The organism is Colwellia sp. NW0002-52-1 (genome assembly GCF_057550865.1).
Genome location: NZ_BAAJLU010000013.1, coordinates 69,704 through 93,628, shown reverse-complemented (window position 1 = coordinate 93,628; position 23,925 = coordinate 69,704). Strand labels below are relative to the sequence as shown.

Here is a 23,925-nt window from a genome sequence, read left to right as displayed (position 1 = left end):
TTTCGTAAAATAAACTCGCAGATTATCTGCAGGGCTAACCGTGCGAATTAGTTTAATTTTCAGTTTTTTATATAAAGCTATTGTTAAATAGCAGGTCCTTAAATAATCGCCTTTTATCGCGAAGAAAATGTAACAAGTAATATGGTGAAGTACAGGTAACGGATAACTTTGTTTACAATAATTTACTTTAAGTACACATTCTTAATAATTGATATGCGTTCACTACACATTTAAAAACGGTGTTCAACCAATAACTATTAAACCTTCTCATGCAATTGCTGTTAATAATGTCTTGAGTTAATTACCTATTTTATTCAACATTACTTAGGCGTGCGTGGCTACAATATCAACTAACCTAACAAAAATTAGGCAGTTGTACGTCATTAACAAAAGATTAACCTGCCAGACTTGCCTTTCAAGGCTAGCAAAGGTATAAAACGGGCTGATTATTAAAAGTTTGTAATTTTTCTAAACACAATCAACCTGATATTTATGCCTGTTGAAATAAAAACAATTTTAAACCGTGTTTAGTCTTACCTATTGAGGATTTTATATGAGTACCCAGAATTCAGAGGCCTTTTATGGCCATCCGGGCGGGTTGAAAACACTTTTCATTACTGAAATGTGGGAACGCATGAGTTATTACGGCATGCGCGCTTTACTTGTTCTTTTTATGACGGCAACGTTACAAGAAGGCGGTTTAGGAATAACAATTGCTTCAGCAACAGCTATTTATGGTTTATATACCGGTACCGTTTATTTCATGGGCTTACCTGGTGGTTGGATAGCAGACAGACTACTAGGCGGGCAACGTGCTGTTTGGTACGGCGGCATTATTATTATGCTTGGCCACATTGTTCTGGCTATTCCAAATGACAAAACTTTCTTCATCGGTTTAATTTTAGTTATTTTAGGTACAGGTTTATTAAAGCCTAACATTGGCGCTATGGTTGGCCAATTATACAGTGAAAGCGATAAACGCCGTGACAGTGGTTACGCTATTTATTATATGGGCATTAACTTAGGCTCTTTCATTGGTTATTTAATTTGTGGTTATTTAGCTTCTGATTTCGGTTGGCATTATGCTTTTGGTGCTGCTGCAATTGGTATGGCTGCCGGTCTTATTCAATACAAAATGACTGCACCAAAGTTAGAAGGTGTAGGAGCAAAACCTGTTGCACCTTTATCAGCTAAAGGCCAACGTAACAGTTGGACAGTTATTATTGCTGGTTTAGTTTCTATTGCTGTTATTACTGTATTAACGTTTCAAGGCGTTATTGTTATAGACCCTATTGCCTTAGCACAATATGTTGCCATTGCATTTACCCTAATTTTTGTTATTTATTACGCGGTTATTTATTTTTGTAGTGGCTTAACCGGTAATGAAAAGAAAAAGCTTTGGGCGTTGTTATTAATTTGTATTGCCTCAGCATGTTTTTGGTCTGGTTTTGAGCAAGCAGGTTCTTCATTAAACTTATTTGCACGTGACTACACTGACCGCATGATTGGCTCTTTTGAAGTACCAACGGCATGGTTTCAGTTCTCTAACTCAATGTTTATCGTTTTACTTTCGCCTTTCTTTGCTGCCTTTTGGATAAAATTAGGTCAAAGAATGGTAACACCTGCTTACGGCATTAAATGTGCTGCTGGTTTAATTATCATGGCAAGTGGCTTTATTGTTATGTTCTTTGCTGCACAATATGCGGCAAGTGGCTTACAAGTGGCTCCAGGTTGGTTAATTACCACTTACTTCCTACATACGGTTGGTGAGTTATGTTTAAGCCCAATCGCTTTAAGTGCGGTAAGTAAGTTATCGCCTAGAAGATTTGCTGGCCAAATGATGGGTGTATTCGTTCTAACTTATTCTATTGGTAATATTATTTCTGGTTTACTTGCGGGTAACTATGATCCAAATAACGTTGAACAAATACCTGCGTTATATATCCAAATTAGCTTGTTCAGCATTGGTATTGGTATTGTTATTTTGCTAGTTGGTTTAAAGTCTAGATTCTGGGAAGCACTTAAAACAGAAGATGATGAAGTACCTGCAGCGAACACTAACGGTACAACAACTACTGCATAATTTTTTATAACGTATTAGCGCTTAAATTATCAAGATAAATAGCCAACATTATGTTGGCTATTTTTTTGCCTTAAAATAATAGTGTGGAGCATTGTTCTATTTAGCTAAAGCTTAATTCAGCTCTACTCTAATACAGTTTTATTGAGTGAAATTATCACGAGTACCACATACCTAAAACTAGGTATTTCAATTTTTGTTGATTTCTTGTAGGTTGGCTTTAACAACATACTTTTACAACCCATAAAGCTTAACTCATTAGCTTAACCAAAAAATCGCCATAAACTATGCCTACTAGAAACCAAATAAGATCGTTAATCAGAGCAAAGCGAAAAAGCTTAAGTATTATTGAGCAGCAAAAGCTATCGAGTGAGTTACTCAACCAATTAACCGCAAGACCTGATGTGCTATCGGCAAATAACATTGCATTGTATTTAGCCAACGATGGAGAGCTTGACCCACTGCTTTTTATTCAATGGTGTTGGCAAAATAACAAAAACGTATATTTACCTGTGCTTCATCCCTTTAGCTCAGGGCATTTACTCTTTTTGCATTATCAGCCAAGCAGTATTATGCAAACAAATAAGTACGGTATTTTAGAACCAAAGCTCGATGTGCGCCTGATTAAAAATATTAATGAAATAGATATTATTTTTACACCTTTAGTGGCTTTTGACAAAACAGGAAATCGCTTAGGTATGGGCGGCGGATTTTACGATAGAACGTTATCAACATGGTTCAAAAAATATTGTCTTGAAGATAACAAAAACGGTGAGCAGAAAGGTAAAAATGTTAATGAAAAAATACCATTAAAGCCTTACCCCATTGGCCTAGCACATGATATTCAATTAATAGAAGATGTACCTTCTCAGCTTTGGGATATTCCACTACCAGAAATAGTAACGCCAAGTAAACAATATGTGTTTGACCTTAGCAAAACCTTAGCTAAACATAAGCTCAATTTAGATAAATAAAGACTAAGCCAATATTAATACTATTGTTATAATATTGGCGTAATCTTTAGTTTTGAGTTGCCTGCCTTTAGTAAGACAAAAACATAAAGCGGGCCCCTAATAACTAAAAACTGACAGCTAATAACTTAAAACTGACACCTAATAACTTAAAACTGATTTTAACAGGCCTATTATGACTCAAGATGAAATGAAAAAAGCAGCAGCAGTAAAAGCGCTAGAATATATTAAAGCAGATACCATTGTTGGCGTAGGTACTGGCTCAACGGTAAATCACTTTATTGATGCGCTTGCTACCATTAAAGAAACTATTGTCGGTGCGGTGTCGAGCTCAGAAGCTTCAACCGAGCGCTTAAAGTCTTACGGCATAGAAGTGTTTGAACTTAACAATGTTGACGGTATTGATGTTTATGTTGATGGCGCTGATGAAATTAACCCACATATGCATATGATTAAAGGCGGCGGTGCTGCACTTACTCGCGAGAAAATTGTTGCTGCAGTTGCTAAAACTTTTGTTTGTATTGCTGACGATACTAAACAAGTACCTATATTAGGCCGCTTTCCATTACCTGTTGAAGTTATTCCTATGGCGCGCAGTTATGTTGCGAGAGAATTAGTTAAATTAGGCGGTGATCCTGCTTATCGTCAAGGTGTTATAACCGACAATAGCAATGTTATTCTTGATGTGCATAATCTAGAAATACTCGACCCTAAAGCCCTTGAAAACAGCATTAATGCAATTGCAGGAGTTGTGACTAATGGTTTGTTCGCTAATCGTCCAGCTGATGTATTAATTATCGGCACACAAGACGGTGCAAAAATAATAAAATAACACTTTAGAGTTTATGCCCTATATGATAGTTTAGGTATCTAGCCATCTAAACGCTTATTTAATTAAGGTTTAGCACACGTAAATTTTTGATCCAGAGAAGATTAACAACCATGAGCAATAATTCACTAGCGAAAGATAAAATTAAGATATTACTTTTAGAAGGGGTTCATCAAAGCGCCCTTGAAGAGCTTAAAAACAAAGGCTATTCAAATATTGAATATCTTAAAACTTCCCTTTCAGAAGCCGAGCTTATTAAGAAAATTGCTAATGTACACTTTATTGGCATACGCTCTCGCACAGACTTGAATGCAAAAGTACTAAGCCATGCGAAAAAGCTAGTTGCTATTGGTTGTTTTTGTATTGGGACCAACCAAGTCGATAAAGCTGCAGCTCAATCATTAGGTATTCCCGTATTTAACGCACCATTTTCAAATACTCGCTCAGTTGCAGAGTTAGTTTTAGGTGAAACGTTATTGTTGCTGCGCGGTATTCCTGAAAAAAGTGCCCAAGCACATCGTGGCGTTTGGAATAAGTCGGCTGCGGGTTCAGTTGAAGCTAGAGGTAAAACCCTAGGTATTATTGGTTATGGCCATATCGGCATGCAATTAGGCATTCTAGCGGAAACGTTAGGCATGAAAGTTCGCTTTTTCGATATAGAAACTAAGCTCCCTTTAGGTAACGCAAGCCAAGCACCAACAATGACAGCATTATTAAAAGAAGCCGACGTTATAAGCTTACATGTGCCTGAAACACCTCAAACTAAAAACATGATGGGTACAGCTGAATTTGAAGTGATGAAAGACGGCGTGATATTTATTAATGCATCTCGCGGTACTGTGGTTGATATCGATGCCTTAGCAGATGCTTTAAGCAGTAAAAAAGTTGCCGGTGCCGCAATCGATGTTTTTCCGGTTGAACCTAAAGGCAACGAAGAAGAGTTTGTTAGCCCATTGCGCGCTTTTGACAATGTTATTTTAACGCCTCATATTGGTGGTAGTACTAAAGAAGCTCAAGAAAACATTGGTCTTGAAGTAGCCAGTAAACTAGCGAAATATTCAGATAATGGCTCAACCTTGTCTGCGGTTAACTTCCCTGAAGTATCGCTACCTGGTCATGTTGGTACGAGTCGTTTATTACATATTCACCACAACAAGCCGGGCGTATTAACTCAAATTAACCAAATGTTTGCTAAACACAATATCAACATTGCTGCACAATATTTACAAACCGCTGAACAAATTGGTTATGTAGTTATCGATATTGAAGTTGAAAGCCGCGAATTAGCCCTTAAAGAGTTAAAGCAAATTGAAGCGACTATTAGAGTTAGGTTGTTAAATTAATTTAACCAATAACTAAAACGAAAAAGCCAAAGAATAACTTCTTTGGCTTTTTTAATTACATTTGAACGCTTTATAAATACTTGATACCAAATGTAATAAGTTATTGACCAATTTTAAGCGAGGATAAATTGTTCAATAATAAGGCGTTTGATTGAGCAATAGCGGGCTATTGGGATTGAAAACAACGCAGTTATTGACGATTTAGACCGCCTTAAAATGATTGATTATTTATTTCAATTGGTATTACTGATGCTTTGGTTTTAATAAAAAATAAGCATCATACACGCCCAAGCAGCAATACCTGCCACTATATCGTCAAGCATAATGCCAAAACCGCCATGACAGTTTTTATCGATAAAGGAAATAGGCCAAGGTTTTAAAATATCGAAAAAACGAAATAAAGCAAAACCAACCAGCAATGTTTGCCAAGTTACTGGCATTAAGCACATAGTGATCAACAAACCAACAATTTCGTCCCATACGATAGCGCCATGATCTGGCACACCAGCATCTTCTGCTGCTTTTCCACAAATATAAATACCAGCAAGGCTCATTATTACTAACAGCAACAAGTAAATATTCGTACTTAACGGCGCCATTAATAAAAACAAAGGTACAGCCGCTAGCGTACCAAAAGTGCCTGGTGCTTTTGGTGCTAAACCACTACCAAAACCTAACGCTAAAAAGTGCACAGGATTTAAAAGGCGAAAATTTGCCGTAGATTTTGTCATATTCAGGCTTTACTACCAGAGAAGTGCTCAAAACTGCTTGTACTAATAGCAACGGGTTTGCTGTTTAGCGTGGTAGTGATTTTTTCACTACCATTAATTTGACCAATACAGGTAATTGTATTACTGGTATTCGCTAACGCAGTTTCCATACCGACTTTATTATCTTCAGAAACGGTAAATAATAACTCGTAATCATCGCCACCTGATAACGTCATTTCGTAGGCTTTTTCTAGCCCGACAGTATCACGCAATGCGTTAGAAATAGGCAAGTCGTCGAGCACAATATTAGCGCCTACTTTAGAGGCAGTACAGATATGCCCTAAATCGGCAATTAATCCGTCTGAAAGATCTATAGCAGAACTTGCATAATTACGTAGTGCTTGGCCTGCAAGTATTCTAGGCGTTGGAAAATCTAAACTTTTTTGTACACTTGCTCTATATTCAGGGGCAACATTTACCTCTTTAAATATATGTTTAAGTGCTAAGGCTGCATCGCCAATTTCACCGGTAACATAGATCCAATCACCCGCTTTTGCACCAGAACGCTTAAGGTGGGTATTATGAGGTACTAAACCTTGAGCGGTAAGTGTAATGCTTAAAGGGCCTTGTGTGGTATCGCCACCAATTAATTGCACGTTATAAAACTCGCACAATTCAAATGCCCCTTTACAAAATTCTTCAACCCACTTTACATCAACTTCAGGTAATGTAATGGCCAATGAAATCCAAGTAGGCTCAGCGCCCATAGCAGCTAGATCGGATAGGTTTACAGCAATCGACTTATGGCCGATCGCGCGTGCACTAGTTTCATGCGGGAAGTGTACGCCAGCGACCAAGGTGTCGGTAGTAATTGCAATATTCTGACGCTCAGAAGGAGTAACTATTGCACAGTCATCTCCTATGCCAAGCACAACATCCTTGCGTTTAATCATCTGCTCACTAAAGTAGCGTTTGATCAATTCAAACTCTTTCATATTACAACCAGTTTTATACTATTCGTTCGGGCGAACAAGCTTAACGACTTTGTCTAACACGCCGTTTACAAATTTATGACTATCGTCAGCCGCAAACGATTTAGCTAGTTCAATCGCTTCATTGATAATGACACGATAAGGTACATCTAAACAGTTTGTTAGCTCATAAACCGCAACACGAAGAACAGCTTTTTCAACATGGTCAACATCATCTAATGGACGATCAACATGTGGGGCTATTTTGTCATCAATACTACCAACGTTGGTTGTTACACCATTAAATAATTGTTGAAAGTATGGGATGTCGAAACGACGAGCGCTGTTATCAGTTAAAAAGTTTAACTCGATTTCAGCAACATTATTTTGGCTTAGCTGCCAAGAATAAACCGCTTGTACTGCCAATTCTCTGGCTTTTCTTCTAGGTGATGGTTTCACAATAGTTTCCTGTTATAACTTATCGAGCACATTAACCATTTCTAATGCACTTAACGCTGCTTCAGCGCCTTTATTACCTACTTTAAGGCCTGCACGGTCAATAGCTTGCTCAATAGTGTCTGTAGTAATAACACCAAATGCCACGGGTAATGTGTACTCCATTGCAACTTGTGCTAAACCTTTATTACATTCGCCTGCAACAAAATCAAAATGCGGTGTGCCACCACGAATAACAGCGCCAATAGCAATTATGCCATCGTAACCGCCTTTAGCAGCGATTTTTTTAGCGGCTACAGGTAACTCATATGCACCTGGAACACGAATAACGGTAATATCGCTTTCTGCAACATTTCCGTGACGTTTAAGTGCATCTACTGCACCTTCAAGTAAACTCTCAACAACAAAACTGTTAAAGCGAGATACTACAATTGCGAATTTCTTACCGGTTGCATCAAAGTTAGCTTCTATGATATTCATTTAAAAATCACCTACTGATAAAATTTTCGGCAATTCTAGCAAATTGCACGCCACTGAGGAACTCGTTTTAACAAATTTATCTAAAATTAAATAATGAACGGCTTTGTTTTACGCTTGGGAGTATCACTTTAATATGAGGTTAACTATTTTATTTGCTCGTGGCACATTAAGTGTCATTTTTGTATCAAAGTGATATATTTGCTTTATGCGAATACTGAATTGAAACTTTATGACTATTTATTTTTCTTCTAACAAAATACCGGCACTACAAGCGTTTAGTTTACATCAACGACAAGCCATTTTAACTTTAGCGCAGGCTAAGCTTTCTGCACCTGAAAAGTTCGTATTAAACATCATTAAACTCGCCTTGCTGATCCCGCCCTTTCTATTTATTGCTAATTTGCAAGGATTAGCGCTAGCAGCATCGGTAGTGATTGTATTAACGGCGTACTTCATACTGCTAAGACCTATCATGCTTCACTTCTCTGTTAAATACCTTGATAAAGCCATCGCTCAATATCAAAAAAGCGAACAATAGTTCGCTTCTTATTTCTAACTTTACTGTAGGAAGTTAACTTTACATGCCTTCTAGCTCTTCTAGATAGGCGTCAATGTTTTCTTCTTCTGCTTGGTCAACTTCAATCGGTGGGTTGCCATCATAAACTTTGAATTGCATATTTTGAAAGTAAGCATTTTTAACAAATTCGTACGGGTCGATAGAATCTTTAATGATACTTTCCTGATCAGCAAGCGATGCTCTGGTTTCTAAACCGATAATACCTGCACGCACTAAGTTAGGCCAAAAGTCTATAATGGCAAGTGGCCAATAATAACTATCAACAAAGTCGCCGACTTCTTCACGTACTGAAGAAGGACCTAAAGCAGGCACCATTAAAAATGGCCCATCGCCAACGCCGTAGCTGCCAAGTACTTCGCCAAACTCTTCTTCTTTGCGGTTCCAACCAAAATCACTTGCTGGGTCGAAAAAACCTAAAAGACCGATAGTAGAGTTTAAAACAAAACGTCCGGTAGATTTAGCGGCTTCAGTAAACTTTGCTTGTAACAAGTGGTTAATGATTGTTGATGGCTCATTTAAGTTTAATGCCATGTTATATACGCCTGCGCGTAAGTCTGTTGGTACGTATTCTACATAACCTTCTGAAGCAGGTTTAAAGACATATTTATCAGCATAGTCCCAGGTAAATGTCCAAAAAGGTCGATTTATTGCTTCGAGTGGATCTTTGGGATCTGATACAGATTTTTCGTTAGAAGGTGTTGATGAACATGCGCTGACAAATATAGAAAATATGATTACAAACAACATTTTCAAATTTAATTTTATCGGCTTTATTATTGTAATCTTTTTTGAACTGTTCACGACAGGTTCCTTGTTATTTAACCAATAGCCATACGCCACGGTTAAGCATAAATTTAAGTTATATCGATTAGTTTATCATGTGAGCTTGAGGAGTTTAATTTAAAAATGTAATTGGCGTTCAAATTTAGCAAAACATCGTAATGCTTTTAATTATTCAGCCACATTTTTTCGATGTACTGCGAGGAGCATTTCTGCTTCTGCTCGTGGTATATCACATTCACGCATAATTTCGGTTATATCGGCACCGAGTTCAACTAATTTTTGTGCACGTGAGTAAAGCTTGTCTTCAGGTTGTTGATGTAAAAGCTGATTTATAGTTTCAAATTGATTAGTAAACTGCTCTTGAGCTACTTTGATACGATGTTCTAGCTGCTTACTGACTTGTTCATTTTCTAATTGCGAGTCATTACATTGTTGTTGAATGGCTTTTAATTGTAATTCACTACTAGCGAGCAAATTTTGCAATTCTATTAATTGTAGATCTTGGCTTTGTATTTGAAGTTTTAATGCTGAGATTTGTTGAGCAAAACGATTTTTAAGTGCCAATAAAAGCATGGCAACAAGCATAACAATGGCAAATGCGATTAAACTGATTAAGTTTGCAGGAATATTTTCCATAGTACTATTGGCTTCGCTAGAAATAAAAGCCCGCTAAGGCAGGCTGATTGGTTATGGTTAGAATTGTTTTAATTCATCCCATTCGTCATCTGAAAGTAGTTTATTTAAATCAACTAAAATAAGCAGTTCACCTTCTCGATTAGATACACCTTGAATAAACTTAGCACTTTCATCGTTACCTACATTGGGTGCCACGTCTATTTCTGAAGCGCGTAAATAAACAACTTCTGCAACGCTATCAACTAAAATACCAATAACTTGGCTGTCAGCTTCAATGATCACAATACGTGTGTTATCTGTAATACCTGCAGATTCAAGCCCAAATCTTGCGCGAGTATCGATAACGGTAACAACATTGCCACGAAGATTAATAATACCCATAACGTATACAGGAGCGCCAGGAACAGGGGCTATTTCTGTATAACGTAACACTTCTTGGACTTGCATTACGTTTATACCATAGGTTTCGCTATCAAGTTTGAACGTTACCCATTGGAGAACTTCATCATTAATATCTACACGTTCACTTGCATTGCGTCTTTCATCAGACATACTGCTGACCTCTTTAAATTTCTATTTAACTAAAGTTCTTATGCTCTAAGTATACTGGCAAGATTAAATTCATCAATTAATCTTGCTTTATATTTGCACCTTTTTCCAATAACTTAATTAAGGAATCAACATCTAACAGTGCACACATACGGTTTTTTACCAGTCCAGCAAGCCATGGACGCTTGTTTGGCGTATCTAACCATTTAACGTCTTCTTGCTTTAACGTTACGGTATCTATCAATTTTTCAGCCGATAAACCCCATTCAGAATTGTTCAGCATAATAATGTATTGATAATTAAGTGCCGATAGCAATGCTTGGTCACATTTCTCAGGCATTACCCAAAGCGCGGTATCAACGACATTAATTTTTTCGTCTCGGTGTAGCATAACGCCTTTAAACCAATCAGGCTTGCCCATCAGTGGCGTGGCTTTATTATTACTATGTATACCACCCAGCTCAACAAGTGGCACTGCAACGATTAAACCAGCAACTTCGAAGAACATGGCTTGAAAATCGCCTTGGCGATAACTTAGCGGTTTGCTTTCTGTGAACCCACCTAAGCTTTTACGGGTTTTAATTTCATCAGCATTTTTGACATTAACATCGACGTTGGGCTCTTTAATCGCCACTTTCGATTTTATACTAGGTGAAATAGTGTCGTTGTGTATTGTGTTAGCGTGCTCTATTTTAACTTGTGGTTCTTCAGCCTTTGATTTTTCAAGTAAGTCTTTATTGCTAGCTTTTGCTGATGATAAAGGTTTAATTTGTACTGTTTCTTCAGCCTCTTGGGCAATTTGCAACAAACTAGCATTATTGAGCAAACTTTCTAATGGTTGTGCTTGTTTTTCTTTTACTGGCAATACTGAGCTTTCTTTAGCTTGAGGCGCAAGTTTTGGCTCTACGTCTTCATTAAGCAATTCTGACAAATAGCTTTGCATTAATTTTTTACTTGCTGCTAAAGATTTTGACATGTGCTTACTTACTCTGTGTAGTTAAGTTAACTAGATAGGTTAATAAATCTCGATACGCGAGAATACCACGAGACTTAGGCGCGAAGTCTGAAGGTACTTTTTGCGCATTACTGGCATTTCGAAAATTGGTATCAATAGGTATTACAGCTGTCCAAACAGCTTCGCCGTATGCTCTTAAGAGTTTTTGATAAGTTAATATAGATGCTTTTGTGCGTTTATCAAACATGGTTGGTACTATGGTATATTTAAACGCTGAGGGTTGCTGCCCTTGCATGATATCTAATGTTTTCATCATCCGGTCTAAACCTTTAAGTGCCAAAAATTCAGTTTGTACTGGCACAATAATTCTATCACTGGCGGCAAGTGCATTTACCATTAACACCCCTAAAACAGGCGGGCAATCAATCAAGACATAATCATATTCATTCTTAATTGCCTGTAATGCTTTCTTTAATACTAACCCCATACCGCCTTTGTTACCCAGTGAACGGTCAAGAGTCGCTAGCCCCATAGTTGCCGGCAATATATCAATATTTTCGTAACTTGAGGGACACATGCTCTGCATAATTTGCTCTTTATTTGCAGCTTGCATAAACAAATCATAAACACTTAACTCTAAGTCTTCAGACTCAATACCAAAATAATAACTTAATGAGGCATGCGGGTCGGTGTCAACAAGCAACACACGGTGCCCTTGTTCTGCTAATAATCCAGCCAAGGCTATCGTGGTGGTAGTTTTGCCTACTCCACCTTTTTGATTTGCAACCGTCCAAACTACCAAGCGTAATTCCTATTATTCATTTTCTTTTTCTTCCGTTGGATTAGTGGCTTCGGTGTTATTAGCTTCCGCTCTTGTTGTTATGCGAATGCCACCATTTTCAAGCCTAATAATGCGAATTTCATCATCTTGCTCAGTAGCAATATTTTTAATGGCTTCAACATCTTTAACGGAAATAGTAGGTGTTGCCAATAAATTAGCTTTTTCGAGGCCGTATTTAGAAATGGCAATGACAACGCGGCGATTTTTTGCCCGTCCAGTGGCTGTGGCATTATCTGCACTTGGGTAATATTGTCCATAACCTTCAATAGCCATTTGAGCAGGATTTAAAGATAGCTTTTCTAATTCTCTTAAAATTGCGGTTGCTCTAAATACCGATAATTCCCAATTAGAGGAGAAAATTTCTGTTTCAATAGCTTGATTATCGGTATATCCGCGTACTCTTATGTAATTACTAGCATCAGCAATAACTTGATAAATAACCAACAATATATCTTTAGCGGCATTGGTGGGTGATGAAGAACCACTAGGAAAAAGTAAGCCACTATTTAATTCTATTTCTAACCAATCGCCATCTATTTGCAATTGCGCATAACCAGACTCAACTAATTCGTATAATGCTTCATGTAGGTCTTTTTCTAAAGACGTTAAGGTAGTACCTACTTGTGCATCTGAGACATTTGATAAAGTAACTTCACCTGTTACAAGTTCAGGGCCAGCGTCCGTTAAAATGCCATTACCGTATAAACGCTTTTTAGTTTTAGCGCTATTTACCGGTAATATGTCATCTCCATGGCCGCGATTTTTGGGTTGCTCTTCATTAGCTTGAAATACTTTACCTATTGATTCTGTGGCGGTTTCAAAAGGTTCTTCGTTGACCATTGCCATGGCATATAGCACAACAAAAAGCGCAAACAATAATGTCATATAATCTGCGTAGGAGACTAACCAGCGCTCAACATTTTCATGCTCAACTAAATGTCGACGAGCTCTTAAACGGTTCATTGTTCTAACCGAAATGCCGACAACTTATTTTCAATGGCATGTGGGTTTTCTGCTAAAGCTATAGCGATTATTCCTTCTGTCATCATTTCACGATACATGGTTTGTTGATGAACAATCGCTTTAATTTTATTCGCAATCGGTAAATATATTAAGTTTGCAAATCCAACACCATAAATGGTGGCAACAAATGCTGTGGCAATACCTTGCCCTAGTAACTCAGGATCAGCTAAATTCGACATGGCATGAATTAAGCCAAGTACCGCACCTAAAATACCTATTGTTGGGCTATAACCTCCCATAGATTCAAAAACGTGTGCAGAGCGTAAATTGTGTTCTCGGTATAAATCTAAATCTAACTCAAGTGAAACCCTTAGGTTTTCAACTTCGGCACCGTCAACCAGTAAATTTAAGCCTTTATTCACAAAAAAATCGTTCTCTTCTTCGGCAATATACTCTAAAGATAAAAAACCAGATTCTCGTGCTTTTTCAGCCCATTCAACAATTGATTCTATACCTTGCTCAACATCATATTTAGGTGGTACAAACAACCATTTTAGTAATGTAATAGCGTGTAAGAATTGAACCTGTGATGACTGCAGCATAACTGCGCCTAGCGTGCCACCAAAAACAATAATAAATGCGGGTAATTCTAATAATGAAGAAATTGAACCGCCATCAATTATAAAGCCCAAATATATCGCCAAAATGGCAATTAACAAGCCTGATATACTTAGTTTATCCATGCTGTATTTCCTTAAGAATTGCAGATGGAAAGCTGTCAATCGCCAGTGAACGTTCTGATATTCCTGCCACGGTAACTGCTTGCGGCATACCATATACCACACAAGACTCTTCATCTTGTGACCAGATAGTAGCACCTTTATTTTTTAACAACCGCGAACCATCACGACCATCGGCACCCATTCCGGTGAGTATTACCCCTAAAACATTACCGCCAAAAACTTTAGCAGCTGAAGCAAAACTAATATCAACACTAGGTTTGAAAGCAATCCGCTCAGAATTATCTTCCAGTATTCTTAATTTTGCTGCATTTTCTGTACCATCAATGATCATTTGCTTACCGCCAGGCGCTAAATAAGCATGTCCAGGTTTTAAAATATCGCCAGAGCTTGCTTCTTTAATCGATATTTTACAGAGTGTATTTAATCGACTAGCAAAAGCTGAGGTGAATGTAGCTGGCATATGTTGGATTAAAATAATAGGTAAGGGAAAATCTTTTGGTAATTGAACGAGTAGCTGCTGTAAAGCCACAGGCCCACCGGTGGAGGTTCCTATAGCTAAAAGCTTATAACTTTTATCTGTTTTTTTACTGACGGTTTCATTAGGATATTTGCCGATATCAGCAGTCGCTTTTGATGTTCTAGCTGAAATTGTATTATCTGAATTAGCTTTAGCATCAACTGCAGCTCGAGATCGAAAAGTAGAAATTCTAGGTAATGCTGCACCTTTCTTTCTTGCCAGTTGTTTGACACGTTGTCGTAATAAACTTCCTGCATCTTCTGTGGTTTTGGCTATTTCATTGAATTTTTTCGGTAGAAAGTCCAACGCACCGGCATCTAAAGCTTCAAGTGTCGCTTTAGCACCTGAATGCGTTAACGAAGAGAACATAATTATAGCGGTAGGAGCTTGCGCCATTATTTGTTTAACAGCGTCAATGCCGTTTAGTAACGGCATTTCTATATCCATGGTTATTACGTCAGGTTTTAGCGCAATTGCTTTTTTAACTGCTTCTAAACCATTTATAGCAACATCGATAACCTCAAGCTCAGGATCATTATTGAGAATGTCCGTTACTCGGCGTCGAAAAAAACTGGAGTCATCAACCACCAATACTTTAAAAGACATTTACAATCTACTTCCTGTCGCTGTTAACTTAATATTAAAACGTATTATGAACGTAACTTCTTATTCAGTATCGATTTTTTAGAATAATATTTAAGCATGTTAGGTACATCAATAATTAACGCTATACCACCATCGCTGGTAATGGTTGCGCCTGCCATACCCGGTGTACCATGTAATAATCTGTCTAAAGGTTTAATAACAACTTCTTCTTGGCCGATTAAACTGTCAACAACAAAACCAATTTGCTGATTACCTAATTGTACAATTACCACATGACCACGATCTCGAGGCTTTTCAACGTAATCTCGCACTAACCATTGATCAAGATAGAATAGTGGAATCGCTTTCTCACGTACTATTATGGTTAGCTGCCCATCAACTACATTGGTTTTGGTTAAATCAAGGTGGAATATTTCATTCACAGCAGCTAAAGGTAGCGCAAAAGTTTGCTTGCCAATGACAACCATTAATGTCGGTAATATTGCTAATGTTAATGGCACTTTAATTTCTAGTATGGTGCCAACACCCATTTCTGAGTCGATATTAACGGTGCCATTAAGTTGGGTAATTTTGGTTTTTACCACATCCATACCAACGCCACGGCCAGAAACTTCTGAAATTTCAGTTTTAGTTGAAAACCCTGGAGCAAAAATTAAACTAAAAGCTTCTTTATCAGACATTCGTGCGGCTGCATCGACATCTAAAACGCCTCGTTCAATGGCAATTTCTTTTAGTTTATTTGCGTTCATGCCTGCACCATCATCTCGAATAGTGAGGAGAATATGATCACCTTCTTGTGAGGCCGATAATACAACAACACCTTCTCGTGACTTACCTGCCGCAACGCGTTTATCTGGCGATTCAATACCATGATCAACCGAGTTACGTACAAGATGCACTAATGGATCGGCAAGAGCTTCAACCAAATTTTTATCTAAATCGGTTTCTTCACCTTCAAGTATAAGTTTAATTTCTTTATTTAAACTACGTGCTAAATCACGTACTACCCGAGGAAAACGGCCAAAAACCTTTTTAATAGGCTGCATACGCGTTTTCATTACCGCGCCTTGCAAATCAGTTGTTACAGCATCTAAATTAGATACTGCTTTAGTTAAATCTTCGTCTTCTTTGATCAAACCCAGGCTAGTTAAGCGGTTGCGCACTAGCACTAACTCACCAACCATATTCATAATTTGGTCTAATCGCTTAGTATCTACCCTAACGGTTGTTTCAGCTTGAGCTGGTTTTGCTGGTGCCGATTTTTTGTCACCTGCCTCCGATGCTGATTGAACGACAGGCTTTACTTCAGCTTTAGCTTCAGGACTTTTCGGGGCAGGTACATTTGCCGCTGGTGGTGTTATTGGTTTTTCGACCGGACTTTCAGCGGCCGCTGCTGCAGGCTTGGGGCCTTGTCCTTTACCATGGAGTTCGTCTAGCAAAGACTCAAACTCGGCATCATTTATTTCGTCGGGTGAAGTAGCTTTTGGCGCCGGACTTGGGGCGCTAACATCTGAAGAAAATGAACCTCTGCCATGAAGCTCATCTAATAAAGATTCAAATTCGTCATCCGAAATATCATTACTATTTGATACTGGGGCTTTAGGCGCTACAGGGGCACTTGGAGTTGGTGAACCACCACCATGAAGCTCGTCTAATAAACGCTCAAATTCATCTTCTGACATTTCGTCATTTGAAGCCGTTGGTTCAGCTGGGGCTTCATTAGAAGCATCAACAAACGGCGCGGCTTGCTCATCTTGAGTTTCAGGTTGAGATAATCGGTGTAATTCGGTAATAAGAACAGGGTTTGGCTTTGATAACGCTTCTTTACTCTGCACTTGGGCAAATTGTTCATTAATGGTATCTAATGCTTGTAAGATCACATCCATTAATTCTGAAGTAACCGCTCGCTGTTGGTTTCTTAAGGTATCAAAAACATTTTCAGCACCATGGCAAGTTTCTACCAACTCAGTAAGTGATAAAAATCCGGCGCCGCCCTTTACCGTATGAAAGCCCCTAAAAATAGCGTTAAGTAGCTCGGCATTATTAGGATCATTTTCAAGCTCAACTAATTGCTCCGACAAGGTTTCAAGTATTTCTCCAGCTTCAATTAAAAAATCCTGAAGAATTTCCTCATCTTGTTCAAATGACATTTAATAACTCCTGTTAAAAACCTAAACTTGATAATAAATCATCAACGTCGTCTTGACCTGACACAACATCTTGGCGGTTTTCGCTGTTAATAATTGGGCCTTCAACTAAATTTTCACCTACTTTAGGAAGCTGGTCAGATTTATTTTTCTCTGATGACATACCAAAAGCGGTTAACATGTAAATTAAGCTTTCTTCAACCTCGCGTACCAAATCAATTACTTTTCGAATAACTTGGCCTGTAAGATCTTGAAAGTCTTGTGCCATTAAAACATCTGTCATTAAGCGATGAATTTTACTGCTTTCTTTTTCAGTTGTTTTCAATAATACATCAATATCTTGACATAAAGCTTTAAATTCAACGACATCAAGATCATTGTGCATTAATTTTTGCCACAGCGGATTAACCGTACTAATTTGCTTTTGAATACCATCAACTACCGGAAATATTGCTTCAACGGCGTCCATAGTTTTATTAGCAGCTTCTTCAGTATGACTAATAACAAAATTCAACCTTTCTTTAGCGTCAGGAATATCTGCTGTCGCTAAATCATTTAAACGTTCATCAATTTGAAAGTTATTCAAAGAGTCATGTAATTGGCGGGTTAACTTACCTATTTCTTCGAATAGTTCAGAATTAATTGGGCTTTGAATTTCTGCTATTAATTCATTCGCTTTAGCTTGTTGATCAGACTCAATGTATTCAACCAATAACTTTGCTTGCTCTAAAGAAATATGGACATTAGTTTTTGTACTCATAAAACAGCCTTGCCTAACAAAAATTGATAATTAACCAAGACGTTCGAATATTTTGTCAAGCTTGGTATTTAACGTTGCTGCCGTAAATGGTTTTACAATATAGCCGTTAACACCGGCTTGCGCCGCCATGATAATTTGTTCTTTCTTAGCTTCAGCTGTCACCATTAATACCGGTATGTGAGATAAGTTACTGTCTGCTCTTATGGCTTTAAGTAAATCAATACCTTGCATGCCAGGCATATTCCAGTCTGTAACAACAAACTCAAAGTTACCATCTTTAAGCATCGGCAGTGCTGTGTTGCCGTCGTCTGCTTCTGAAATATTGGTAAAACCTAAGTCACGTAACAAGTTTTTGATTATTCGTCTCATTGTTGAAAAATCATCAACAACAAGTACTTTCATATTTTTATCCAAGGCACCCTCCGGTGAGAACATTTAAATTTCTACGTTTCTATTATTATAGTTAACTATTCTACTTAACTTTGCCAAGATTGCATACGTGCTTTTAAGCGATGCATCGCCTGACTGTGTATTTGGCTAACCCGAGACTCACTCACGTCAAGAACTTGCCCTATTTCTCTAAGGTTAAGCTCTTCATCATAATACAATGACAGTACTAAAGCTTCTCGTTCGGGTAAAGAGGAAATACATTCAGCTAATGACTTTTTGAAAAAGCTCTGTTCAATATTAGCATACGGTTCATCTGGCTGCTGACTATGAGCAACTTCAATAACATCTTCACTCACACCTAAATCATCAATACCGAGTATTTTCCCTGCACTGACTTCGTTTAAAATTTGATGATATTCATTAATTGAAAGTTCTAATTTTTCAGCAACTTCATAGTCGCTCACATCGCGACCGTGCTCAGCTTCTAAGTTTTTTATTGCTTCACTGACCATACGGCTATTTTTATGCACTGAACGAGGCACCCAGTCACCGCGTCGGATCTCATCTAACATAGCACCACGAATGCGAATGCCAGCGAAAGTTTCAAAGCTGGCACCTTTGGTATTGTCAAAGTTGTTTGATGCTTCAAGTAGGCCTATCATGCCTGATTGGATAAGGTCATCAACAATTACACTAGCGGGTAATCGGGCAAGTAAATGATAAGCGATACGCTTTACAAGCACCGTGTGTTGTTCTAACAAAGCCGATTTATCAACACTATAAGTATGTAGTTTTCCCACTATAGCTCACTTTTTTGGTTGTTAGTGTTCTAGCAATTGCTCGATAAAAAACTCTAAATGTCCTGAAGCCTCTTTGGGCACTGGCCAGCTGATAATATTTTTGGCAAGAGATTTAAAGCCAATAGATGCAGGGGAGTCAGGATATGCTTCAACAATTGCTTGTTGTTTTCTCACTGATTTGCGAATATTTTCATCAAAGGGTACTACGGCAACAAGCTCTAAAGTTACATCTAAAAATCTATCGGTAACTTTTGAAAGCTTGGCAAATAAGTTTTGGCCTTCTTTGGCACTGCGCACCATATTCGCCACTACTTTGAATTTGAATAAGCCGTGATCGCGACTTAACAGCTTCATAAGTGCATAACAGTCTGTAATTGAAGTAGGTTCGTCACATACAACCAATAATACGTCTTGAGATGCTCGACAAAAACTCAAAACCATATCGGAGATACCAGCGGCTGTATCAACAATTAAAATATCAAATTTGGTTTGCATATCGCTAAAGGCACGTATTAGCCCAGCATGTTCAGCAGGCGTTAAATCTACCATAGATTGTGTGCCCGATGTCGCGGGAATTATATTGATACCACCTGGACCTTGGATAATAATATCGTCCAGTTCACATTCGCCAGATAATACGTGAGACAAGTTTCGTTGCACCCGTAAACCTAGCATAACGTCAACATTCGCTAAACCTAAATCAGCATCTAGCACGAGTACGCGCTTGCCTAGTTTAGCTAGGGAAATAGCAGTATTTAATGAGACATTGGTTTTGCCAACGCCACCTTTACCACCTGACACTGCTATGACTTTAATTTGTTGGGGATCTTGCATTTTTCTTAAGCCGCTCGCTTGATCTATCATCTAAGTAATTTCTCTATATAATACCAATTGACATAAATATTCAATCAGTATAATTGCTCTGCCAATTTAAAGGCGACTAAACTGCAACAGCTGTTACGGGTGTGCGCCAAGAAACAGCATTTGAGCTTTGAGACTTATTTGCCATTCTATCTGCAAGCGTAACTAATTTCTCAGCATTTGCAACCTTAATATCTTCTGGAACTCTTTGTCCATCAGTAAGATAGCCAATAGCTAATCCATTTTGTAGTGAGGTAGTGATAATTTCACCAGCACTAAGACTCTCATCTAATTTAGTGTAGATGCAACCGGCAAGAGGAATACGTTTAAAACGTTCAACATTTTCTTGCATAACACGTTGTTGTGTATTGGCTGCTAACACTAGGTAATTACGAATTCTAACACGCGCATTAGAAATTAAGGTAGTCAAATGCTCAGTCAATCGCATATCTCTTTGCCCCATACCCGCGGTATCTATTAGGATTAATTTCTTTTGCGAAAACTGTTGTAACAAGGTGTCTAGTTCATTGCCGTCATTAGCAAGTTTTACTTGGCAGCCAATAATGCGCCCGTAGGTGGCAAGTTGTTCAAATCCAGCAATGCGGTAACTGTCAGTTGAAATTAATACCACTTGATCAGCACCATGTGCTTGTGCAAAACGAGCCGCTAACTTTGCAATGGTTGTTGTTTTGCCAACACCAGTAGGACCGACAAGAGAAACTACGCCACCGCGCTGAATAATATCGTTATTCGTTGTGTTTAATTGTTCCGCTATAATATGTTTTGCTTGTTGCCATGCGTCTTTTTCTTCACTATTAGCAGGAATGTAACCCGCAATTTGATCTGCCACTTGTTCATTTAAACCCATCGCCATTAATTTGTTGACGAGTAACGCACGCATTGGATCTTTTTGTGCCATGTCTTGCCACATTAATCCAGACATTTGATGCTCTAATAACTGGCGAATAGACGACATTTCTTTTTGCATGTTTTCAAACTCACTGCCACTTATTTGACGTTCACTAGGAGCAGGCTTGTTTTCAAAATCATTATTTAAGTTTGCTGAATGATTAATACTAGCTTGTTGTTGATTAGGGAAGTCGTTGCTAGGCTCAAAAGCTGAGCTTTGCTCTAAACGAGAAGTAAAGTTTTTAAACTGTTGTTCAATATCTTGTTCGGCAACTTGTTCAGCAGCATTAGGTTTTACAGCTGAATGCGTGGTTACGTTAACGGCTGAATTTTCTATATTACTATTGAACGCACGTGTGGCCGGTGCTTTATCATAGCCATTTTGCTGAACTTGTCTGCTTAATAACGCAGCTAAACTGTCAACAGGTACATTTGAGGTTTGCTCCGCAGCTTGTGGGGCGCTGCTGATGGCGACAGTGTCTTCAGCTATATCAACCCGGCTCGCTGGTTGGCTATTATTGAATGCGTTTGGCTCTGGGCTTGCAGCGCTATTTTCTTGTTTCGACTCAACAGGTTTAATATTTTGGTTATAATCTACCGCAGCCATTAATTCGACACCTTCAGCAATCTTTTTATTTGACATAATTACTGCATCTACACCCAACTCATCTTTAATTTGCGCGAGTGCAGTTCTCATATCTTTTGCTACATAACGTCTAATTTTCATCGCCAACCCTTATCATTCAGTACAACTACGTTGAAATATTTTTTACTGGCCAATAGCACTAACAATTTTAATTTGTTTGTCATCCGGAATTTCTTGATAAGAAATAACACGTAACCCCGGGATGGTATATTTAACAAACTTAGCAAGTACCGAACGTAAAATGCCTGACGTTAATAAAATAGGTGTGTCGCCAGCCATTTCTTGCTGTTGTGCACCGTCGGTCAAAGATTTTTGTAATCGTTCTGCTAAGCCTGGTTCGATACCTGCGCCATCGTCTCCAGCCATTTGCATAGACTGGTGCAACATTTGTTCCAACTCTGGTGACAAAGTTATGACAGGTACTTCAACGGTTGGTCCTACGAGCTCTTGAACAATAAATTTACGCAAGGTTATACGCACTGCGGCGGTTAACACTTCAGGGTCTTGGCTCTTAGGGCCGTATTCAACTAATGTTTGAATTATGCTGCGCATATCACGCACCGCAACGCCTTCGTTCATTAAGTTTTGCAATACTTTTACGATAGTGCCTAACGATAATACGTCTGGAATAAGCCCTTCAATAAGCTTCGGATAACTTTTCTCAAGCATATCAAGTAAGTTTTGTACTTCTTCATGCCCTAACAATTGTGCTGTGTTGTTGGTTAAAATTTGGCTTAAATGAGTTGCCAACACGGTTGCTGAGTCAACAACCGTATAACCTAATGATTGTGCATGTTCTCGTTGATCTTGCTTGATCCATACGGCATCTAAACCAAAGGCTGGGTCTTTTGTTGCAATACCCTCAAGCTTACCAAACACTTGGCCTGGGTTTATCGCTAACTCATTATCGTGGCGAATTTCCGCCTCGCCAACGGTAACGCCCATTAATGATATACGGTAGCTATTCGGGTCTAAATCCAAGTTGTCACGAATATGTACGGCTGGCACCAAGAAGCCGAACTCTTGTGAAAGTTTTTTCCTAACCCCTTTAATACGGTTAAGTAGCTCTCCGCCTTGAGCTTTATCTACTAATGGAATAAGTCGATAACCTATTTCAAGACCAATAATGTCAACATGATTAACATCATCCCAACCAAGGTCTTTAACCTCAGCTTCTTGTTTTATGGTTTGCGCTTCTTCTGCGTGAGTGTCTTCAACCAATTGTGCGGCTTTGGCGACTTTATATTTGTTACTAAAGAATGCGATACCAGCAATTAATACCGCAAAAGTTAAAAAGGCAAGATGCGGCATACCCGGCACTATGCCCATAACGAACATAACACCTGCTGCGATGTAAAGTGATTTCCCTTGACCAAGTTGGCTACTAACTTGTTCGCCCATGTCTTGAGAAGTGTTTTGACGTGTTACGACTATGGCTGTACCAACAGATAATAGTAAGCCAGGAATTTGTGCAACTAAACCATCACCAATCGTAAGTAAGGTATAAATTTCAACCGCACTATCAAACGATAAGTCATGCTGAACCATGCCGATGATTAAACCACCAACAATATTGATAAATAAAATTAAAATACCAGCGATGGCATCGCCTTTAACAAATTTGCTAGCACCATCCATTGAACCATAAAAATCGGCTTCGCTGGTGACTTCAACTCGACGTTCGCGAGCTTGATCAGCAGTAATAAAACCAGCATTTAAGTCTGCATCGATCGCCATTTGTTTACCAGGCATAGCATCGAGTGTGAATCGTGCGGTAACTTCAGCAATACGACCCGCACCTTTTGTTACCACAACAAAATTGATAATAATAAGAATGGCAAATACCACTAAACCAACGGCATAGTTTCCACCGATAACAACCGAGCCAAATGCTTCAATGACTTTACCGGCTGCATCTGGTCCTTCATGACCTTCCAATAAAACAACTCGAGTACTTGCAACATTAAGTGCTAAACGCAAAATAGTGGCAATTAAGAGCACCGCAGGGAAAGAGCCAAACTCAAGTGGCTTGAGGGTATAAACCGTAATTAATAACACCACCAAAGACAGCGCGATGTTGAAAGAGAATAAAATATCAAGCAACATCGCCGGCATAGGTAAAATAACCATACCCAGTGCCGCCATGACAAGAAATGGCGTACCTAGCCCTGAAAGTAGGTTAAGTTTTTGTTTCTTTATATTATTAAAAGTAGCGGCTAACTGCATGAGCTCTTAAGGATAATTTTTTGACATAACTGTACAAAAGCAATAATCAGACCAACTAACGGAGAGAAGAGCTGTAAGACGAATACAAAAGCTGTAAGCTATCAGTTTTAAGCTGTCAGTTAAGACAGATAGACAGTTTTAAGTTGTCAGCTGCTTTTGTTCTTGAACTATCTTCA

24 protein-coding genes are annotated in these 23,925 nt (G+C 38.5%); 5 read left to right on the top strand and 19 right to left on the bottom strand.

Going from position 1 to position 23,925, the window contains the following annotated elements; all coding sequences use genetic code 11:
- Nucleotides 1-553 precede the first annotated feature (553 nt).
- The 4 genes from AC27H3_RS13250 to serA all read left to right on the top strand — a co-directional run bounded on the left by AC27H3_RS13250 (nt 554) and on the right by serA (nt 5,223).
- Entirely contained in the window at nt 554-2,083 is a 1,530-nt protein-coding gene (locus AC27H3_RS13250; RefSeq protein ID WP_085301668.1) for a peptide MFS transporter, read from the top strand.
- 284 nt (nt 2,084-2,367) lie between these two features.
- Nucleotides 2,368-3,054, top strand: coding sequence for a 5-formyltetrahydrofolate cyclo-ligase (locus AC27H3_RS13245; protein ID WP_487106876.1), 687 nt, complete (start codon nt 2,368-2,370; stop codon nt 3,052-3,054).
- Nucleotides 3,055-3,226: 172 nt separating this feature from the next.
- Nucleotides 3,227-3,883 carry a ribose-5-phosphate isomerase RpiA gene (gene rpiA / locus AC27H3_RS13240; protein ID WP_487106874.1) on the top strand — a complete coding sequence of 219 codons (657 nt, stop codon included), beginning with the start codon at nt 3,227-3,229 and terminating at the stop codon, nt 3,881-3,883.
- 110 nt (nt 3,884-3,993) lie between these two features.
- Nucleotides 3,994-5,223 carry a phosphoglycerate dehydrogenase gene (gene serA, locus AC27H3_RS13235; protein WP_273311904.1) on the top strand — a complete coding sequence of 410 codons (1,230 nt, stop codon included), beginning with the start codon at nt 3,994-3,996 and terminating at the stop codon, nt 5,221-5,223.
- 260 nt (nt 5,224-5,483) lie between these two features.
- Here the strand turns inward: serA and AC27H3_RS13230 are convergent, their stop codons facing one another.
- Genes AC27H3_RS13230 through ribH form a run of 4 tightly spaced genes read right to left on the bottom strand, consistent with a single transcriptional unit; the run spans nt 5,484 to nt 7,840 of the window.
- On the bottom strand, nt 5,484-5,954 hold the full coding sequence (locus AC27H3_RS13230) for a phosphatidylglycerophosphatase A family protein (RefSeq protein ID WP_273311903.1): 471 nt from the start codon (nt 5,952-5,954) through the stop codon (nt 5,484-5,486).
- A 2-nt stretch (nt 5,955-5,956) separates the two neighbouring features.
- Nucleotides 5,957-6,928, bottom strand: a complete 972-nt coding sequence (gene thiL / locus AC27H3_RS13225) for a thiamine-phosphate kinase (RefSeq protein WP_273311901.1) — start codon at nt 6,926-6,928, stop codon at nt 5,957-5,959.
- A gap of 18 nt (nt 6,929-6,946) precedes the next feature.
- Nucleotides 6,947-7,363 carry a transcription antitermination factor NusB gene (nusB, locus tag AC27H3_RS13220; RefSeq protein ID WP_085301662.1) on the bottom strand — a complete coding sequence of 139 codons (417 nt, stop codon included), beginning with the start codon at nt 7,361-7,363 and terminating at the stop codon, nt 6,947-6,949.
- Nucleotides 7,364-7,375: 12 nt separating this feature from the next.
- Nucleotides 7,376-7,840 (bottom strand): 6,7-dimethyl-8-ribityllumazine synthase, encoded by a 465-nt coding sequence (gene ribH / locus AC27H3_RS13215; RefSeq protein WP_085301661.1) that lies wholly within the window; start codon nt 7,838-7,840, stop codon nt 7,376-7,378.
- 229 nt (nt 7,841-8,069) lie between these two features.
- Here ribH and AC27H3_RS13210 point away from each other — a divergent pair, with 229 nt between their 5' ends.
- Nucleotides 8,070-8,378 carry a DUF6170 family protein gene (locus AC27H3_RS13210; RefSeq protein WP_085301660.1) on the top strand — a complete coding sequence of 103 codons (309 nt, stop codon included), beginning with the start codon at nt 8,070-8,072 and terminating at the stop codon, nt 8,376-8,378.
- Between the two features lie 39 nt (nt 8,379-8,417).
- Here the strand turns inward: AC27H3_RS13210 and AC27H3_RS13205 are convergent, their stop codons facing one another.
- The 15 genes from AC27H3_RS13205 to flhA all read right to left on the bottom strand — a co-directional run bounded on the left by AC27H3_RS13205 (nt 8,418) and on the right by flhA (nt 23,749).
- A complete protein-coding gene (locus tag AC27H3_RS13205) occupies nt 8,418-9,218 on the bottom strand; it encodes an MlaA family lipoprotein (RefSeq protein WP_233131324.1) in 801 nt (266 codons plus the stop codon).
- Between the two features lie 150 nt (nt 9,219-9,368).
- Entirely contained in the window at nt 9,369-9,836 is a 468-nt protein-coding gene (locus AC27H3_RS13200) for a DUF2802 domain-containing protein (RefSeq protein ID WP_085301659.1), read from the bottom strand.
- A 57-nt stretch (nt 9,837-9,893) separates the two neighbouring features.
- Complete coding sequence (locus tag AC27H3_RS13195; protein WP_085301658.1) at nt 9,894-10,388, bottom strand: chemotaxis protein CheW; 495 nt, start codon at nt 10,386-10,388, stop codon at nt 9,894-9,896.
- A 76-nt stretch (nt 10,389-10,464) separates the two neighbouring features.
- On the bottom strand, nt 10,465-11,361 hold the full coding sequence (locus AC27H3_RS13190) for a chemotaxis protein CheW (RefSeq protein WP_085301657.1): 897 nt from the start codon (nt 11,359-11,361) through the stop codon (nt 10,465-10,467).
- Nucleotides 11,362-11,365: 4 nt separating this feature from the next.
- Entirely contained in the window at nt 11,366-12,142 is a 777-nt protein-coding gene (locus tag AC27H3_RS13185; RefSeq protein ID WP_085301656.1) for a ParA family protein, read from the bottom strand.
- A gap of 12 nt (nt 12,143-12,154) precedes the next feature.
- Nucleotides 12,155-13,144 carry a flagellar motor protein MotB gene (locus AC27H3_RS13180; protein WP_085301655.1) on the bottom strand — a complete coding sequence of 330 codons (990 nt, stop codon included), beginning with the start codon at nt 13,142-13,144 and terminating at the stop codon, nt 12,155-12,157.
- A complete protein-coding gene (locus AC27H3_RS13175; RefSeq protein ID WP_085301654.1) occupies nt 13,141-13,887 on the bottom strand; it encodes a flagellar motor protein in 747 nt (248 codons plus the stop codon). The genes AC27H3_RS13180 and AC27H3_RS13175 overlap by 4 nt, the downstream gene beginning before the upstream one ends.
- Entirely contained in the window at nt 13,880-15,010 is a 1,131-nt protein-coding gene (locus tag AC27H3_RS13170; protein ID WP_487106870.1) for a protein-glutamate methylesterase/protein-glutamine glutaminase, read from the bottom strand. Before AC27H3_RS13170 ends, AC27H3_RS13175 begins: the two co-directional genes overlap by 8 nt.
- Before the next feature lie 44 nt (nt 15,011-15,054).
- Nucleotides 15,055-17,160, bottom strand: a complete 2,106-nt coding sequence (locus AC27H3_RS13165; protein WP_487106868.1) for a chemotaxis protein CheA — start codon at nt 17,158-17,160, stop codon at nt 15,055-15,057.
- Nucleotides 17,161-17,173: 13 nt separating this feature from the next.
- Entirely contained in the window at nt 17,174-17,917 is a 744-nt protein-coding gene (locus AC27H3_RS13160; protein WP_487106866.1) for a protein phosphatase CheZ, read from the bottom strand.
- Between the two features lie 30 nt (nt 17,918-17,947).
- Nucleotides 17,948-18,331 (bottom strand): chemotaxis response regulator CheY, encoded by a 384-nt coding sequence (cheY, locus tag AC27H3_RS13155; protein WP_487106864.1) that lies wholly within the window; start codon nt 18,329-18,331, stop codon nt 17,948-17,950.
- 62 nt (nt 18,332-18,393) lie between these two features.
- On the bottom strand, nt 18,394-19,110 hold the full coding sequence (locus AC27H3_RS13150) for an RNA polymerase sigma factor FliA (protein ID WP_487106912.1): 717 nt from the start codon (nt 19,108-19,110) through the stop codon (nt 18,394-18,396).
- A gap of 18 nt (nt 19,111-19,128) precedes the next feature.
- Nucleotides 19,129-19,971, bottom strand: coding sequence for a MinD/ParA family protein (locus AC27H3_RS13145; RefSeq protein ID WP_085301649.1), 843 nt, complete (start codon nt 19,969-19,971; stop codon nt 19,129-19,131).
- Nucleotides 19,972-20,047: 76 nt separating this feature from the next.
- Nucleotides 20,048-21,604: a flagellar biosynthesis GTPase FlhF gene (gene flhF / locus AC27H3_RS13140; RefSeq protein WP_487106862.1), complete on the bottom strand. Its 1,557-nt coding sequence runs from the start codon at nt 21,602-21,604 to the stop codon at nt 20,048-20,050.
- Nucleotides 21,605-21,646: 42 nt separating this feature from the next.
- Entirely contained in the window at nt 21,647-23,749 is a 2,103-nt protein-coding gene (flhA, locus tag AC27H3_RS13135) for a flagellar biosynthesis protein FlhA (RefSeq protein ID WP_487106860.1), read from the bottom strand.
- Nucleotides 23,750-23,925 lie beyond the last annotated feature (176 nt).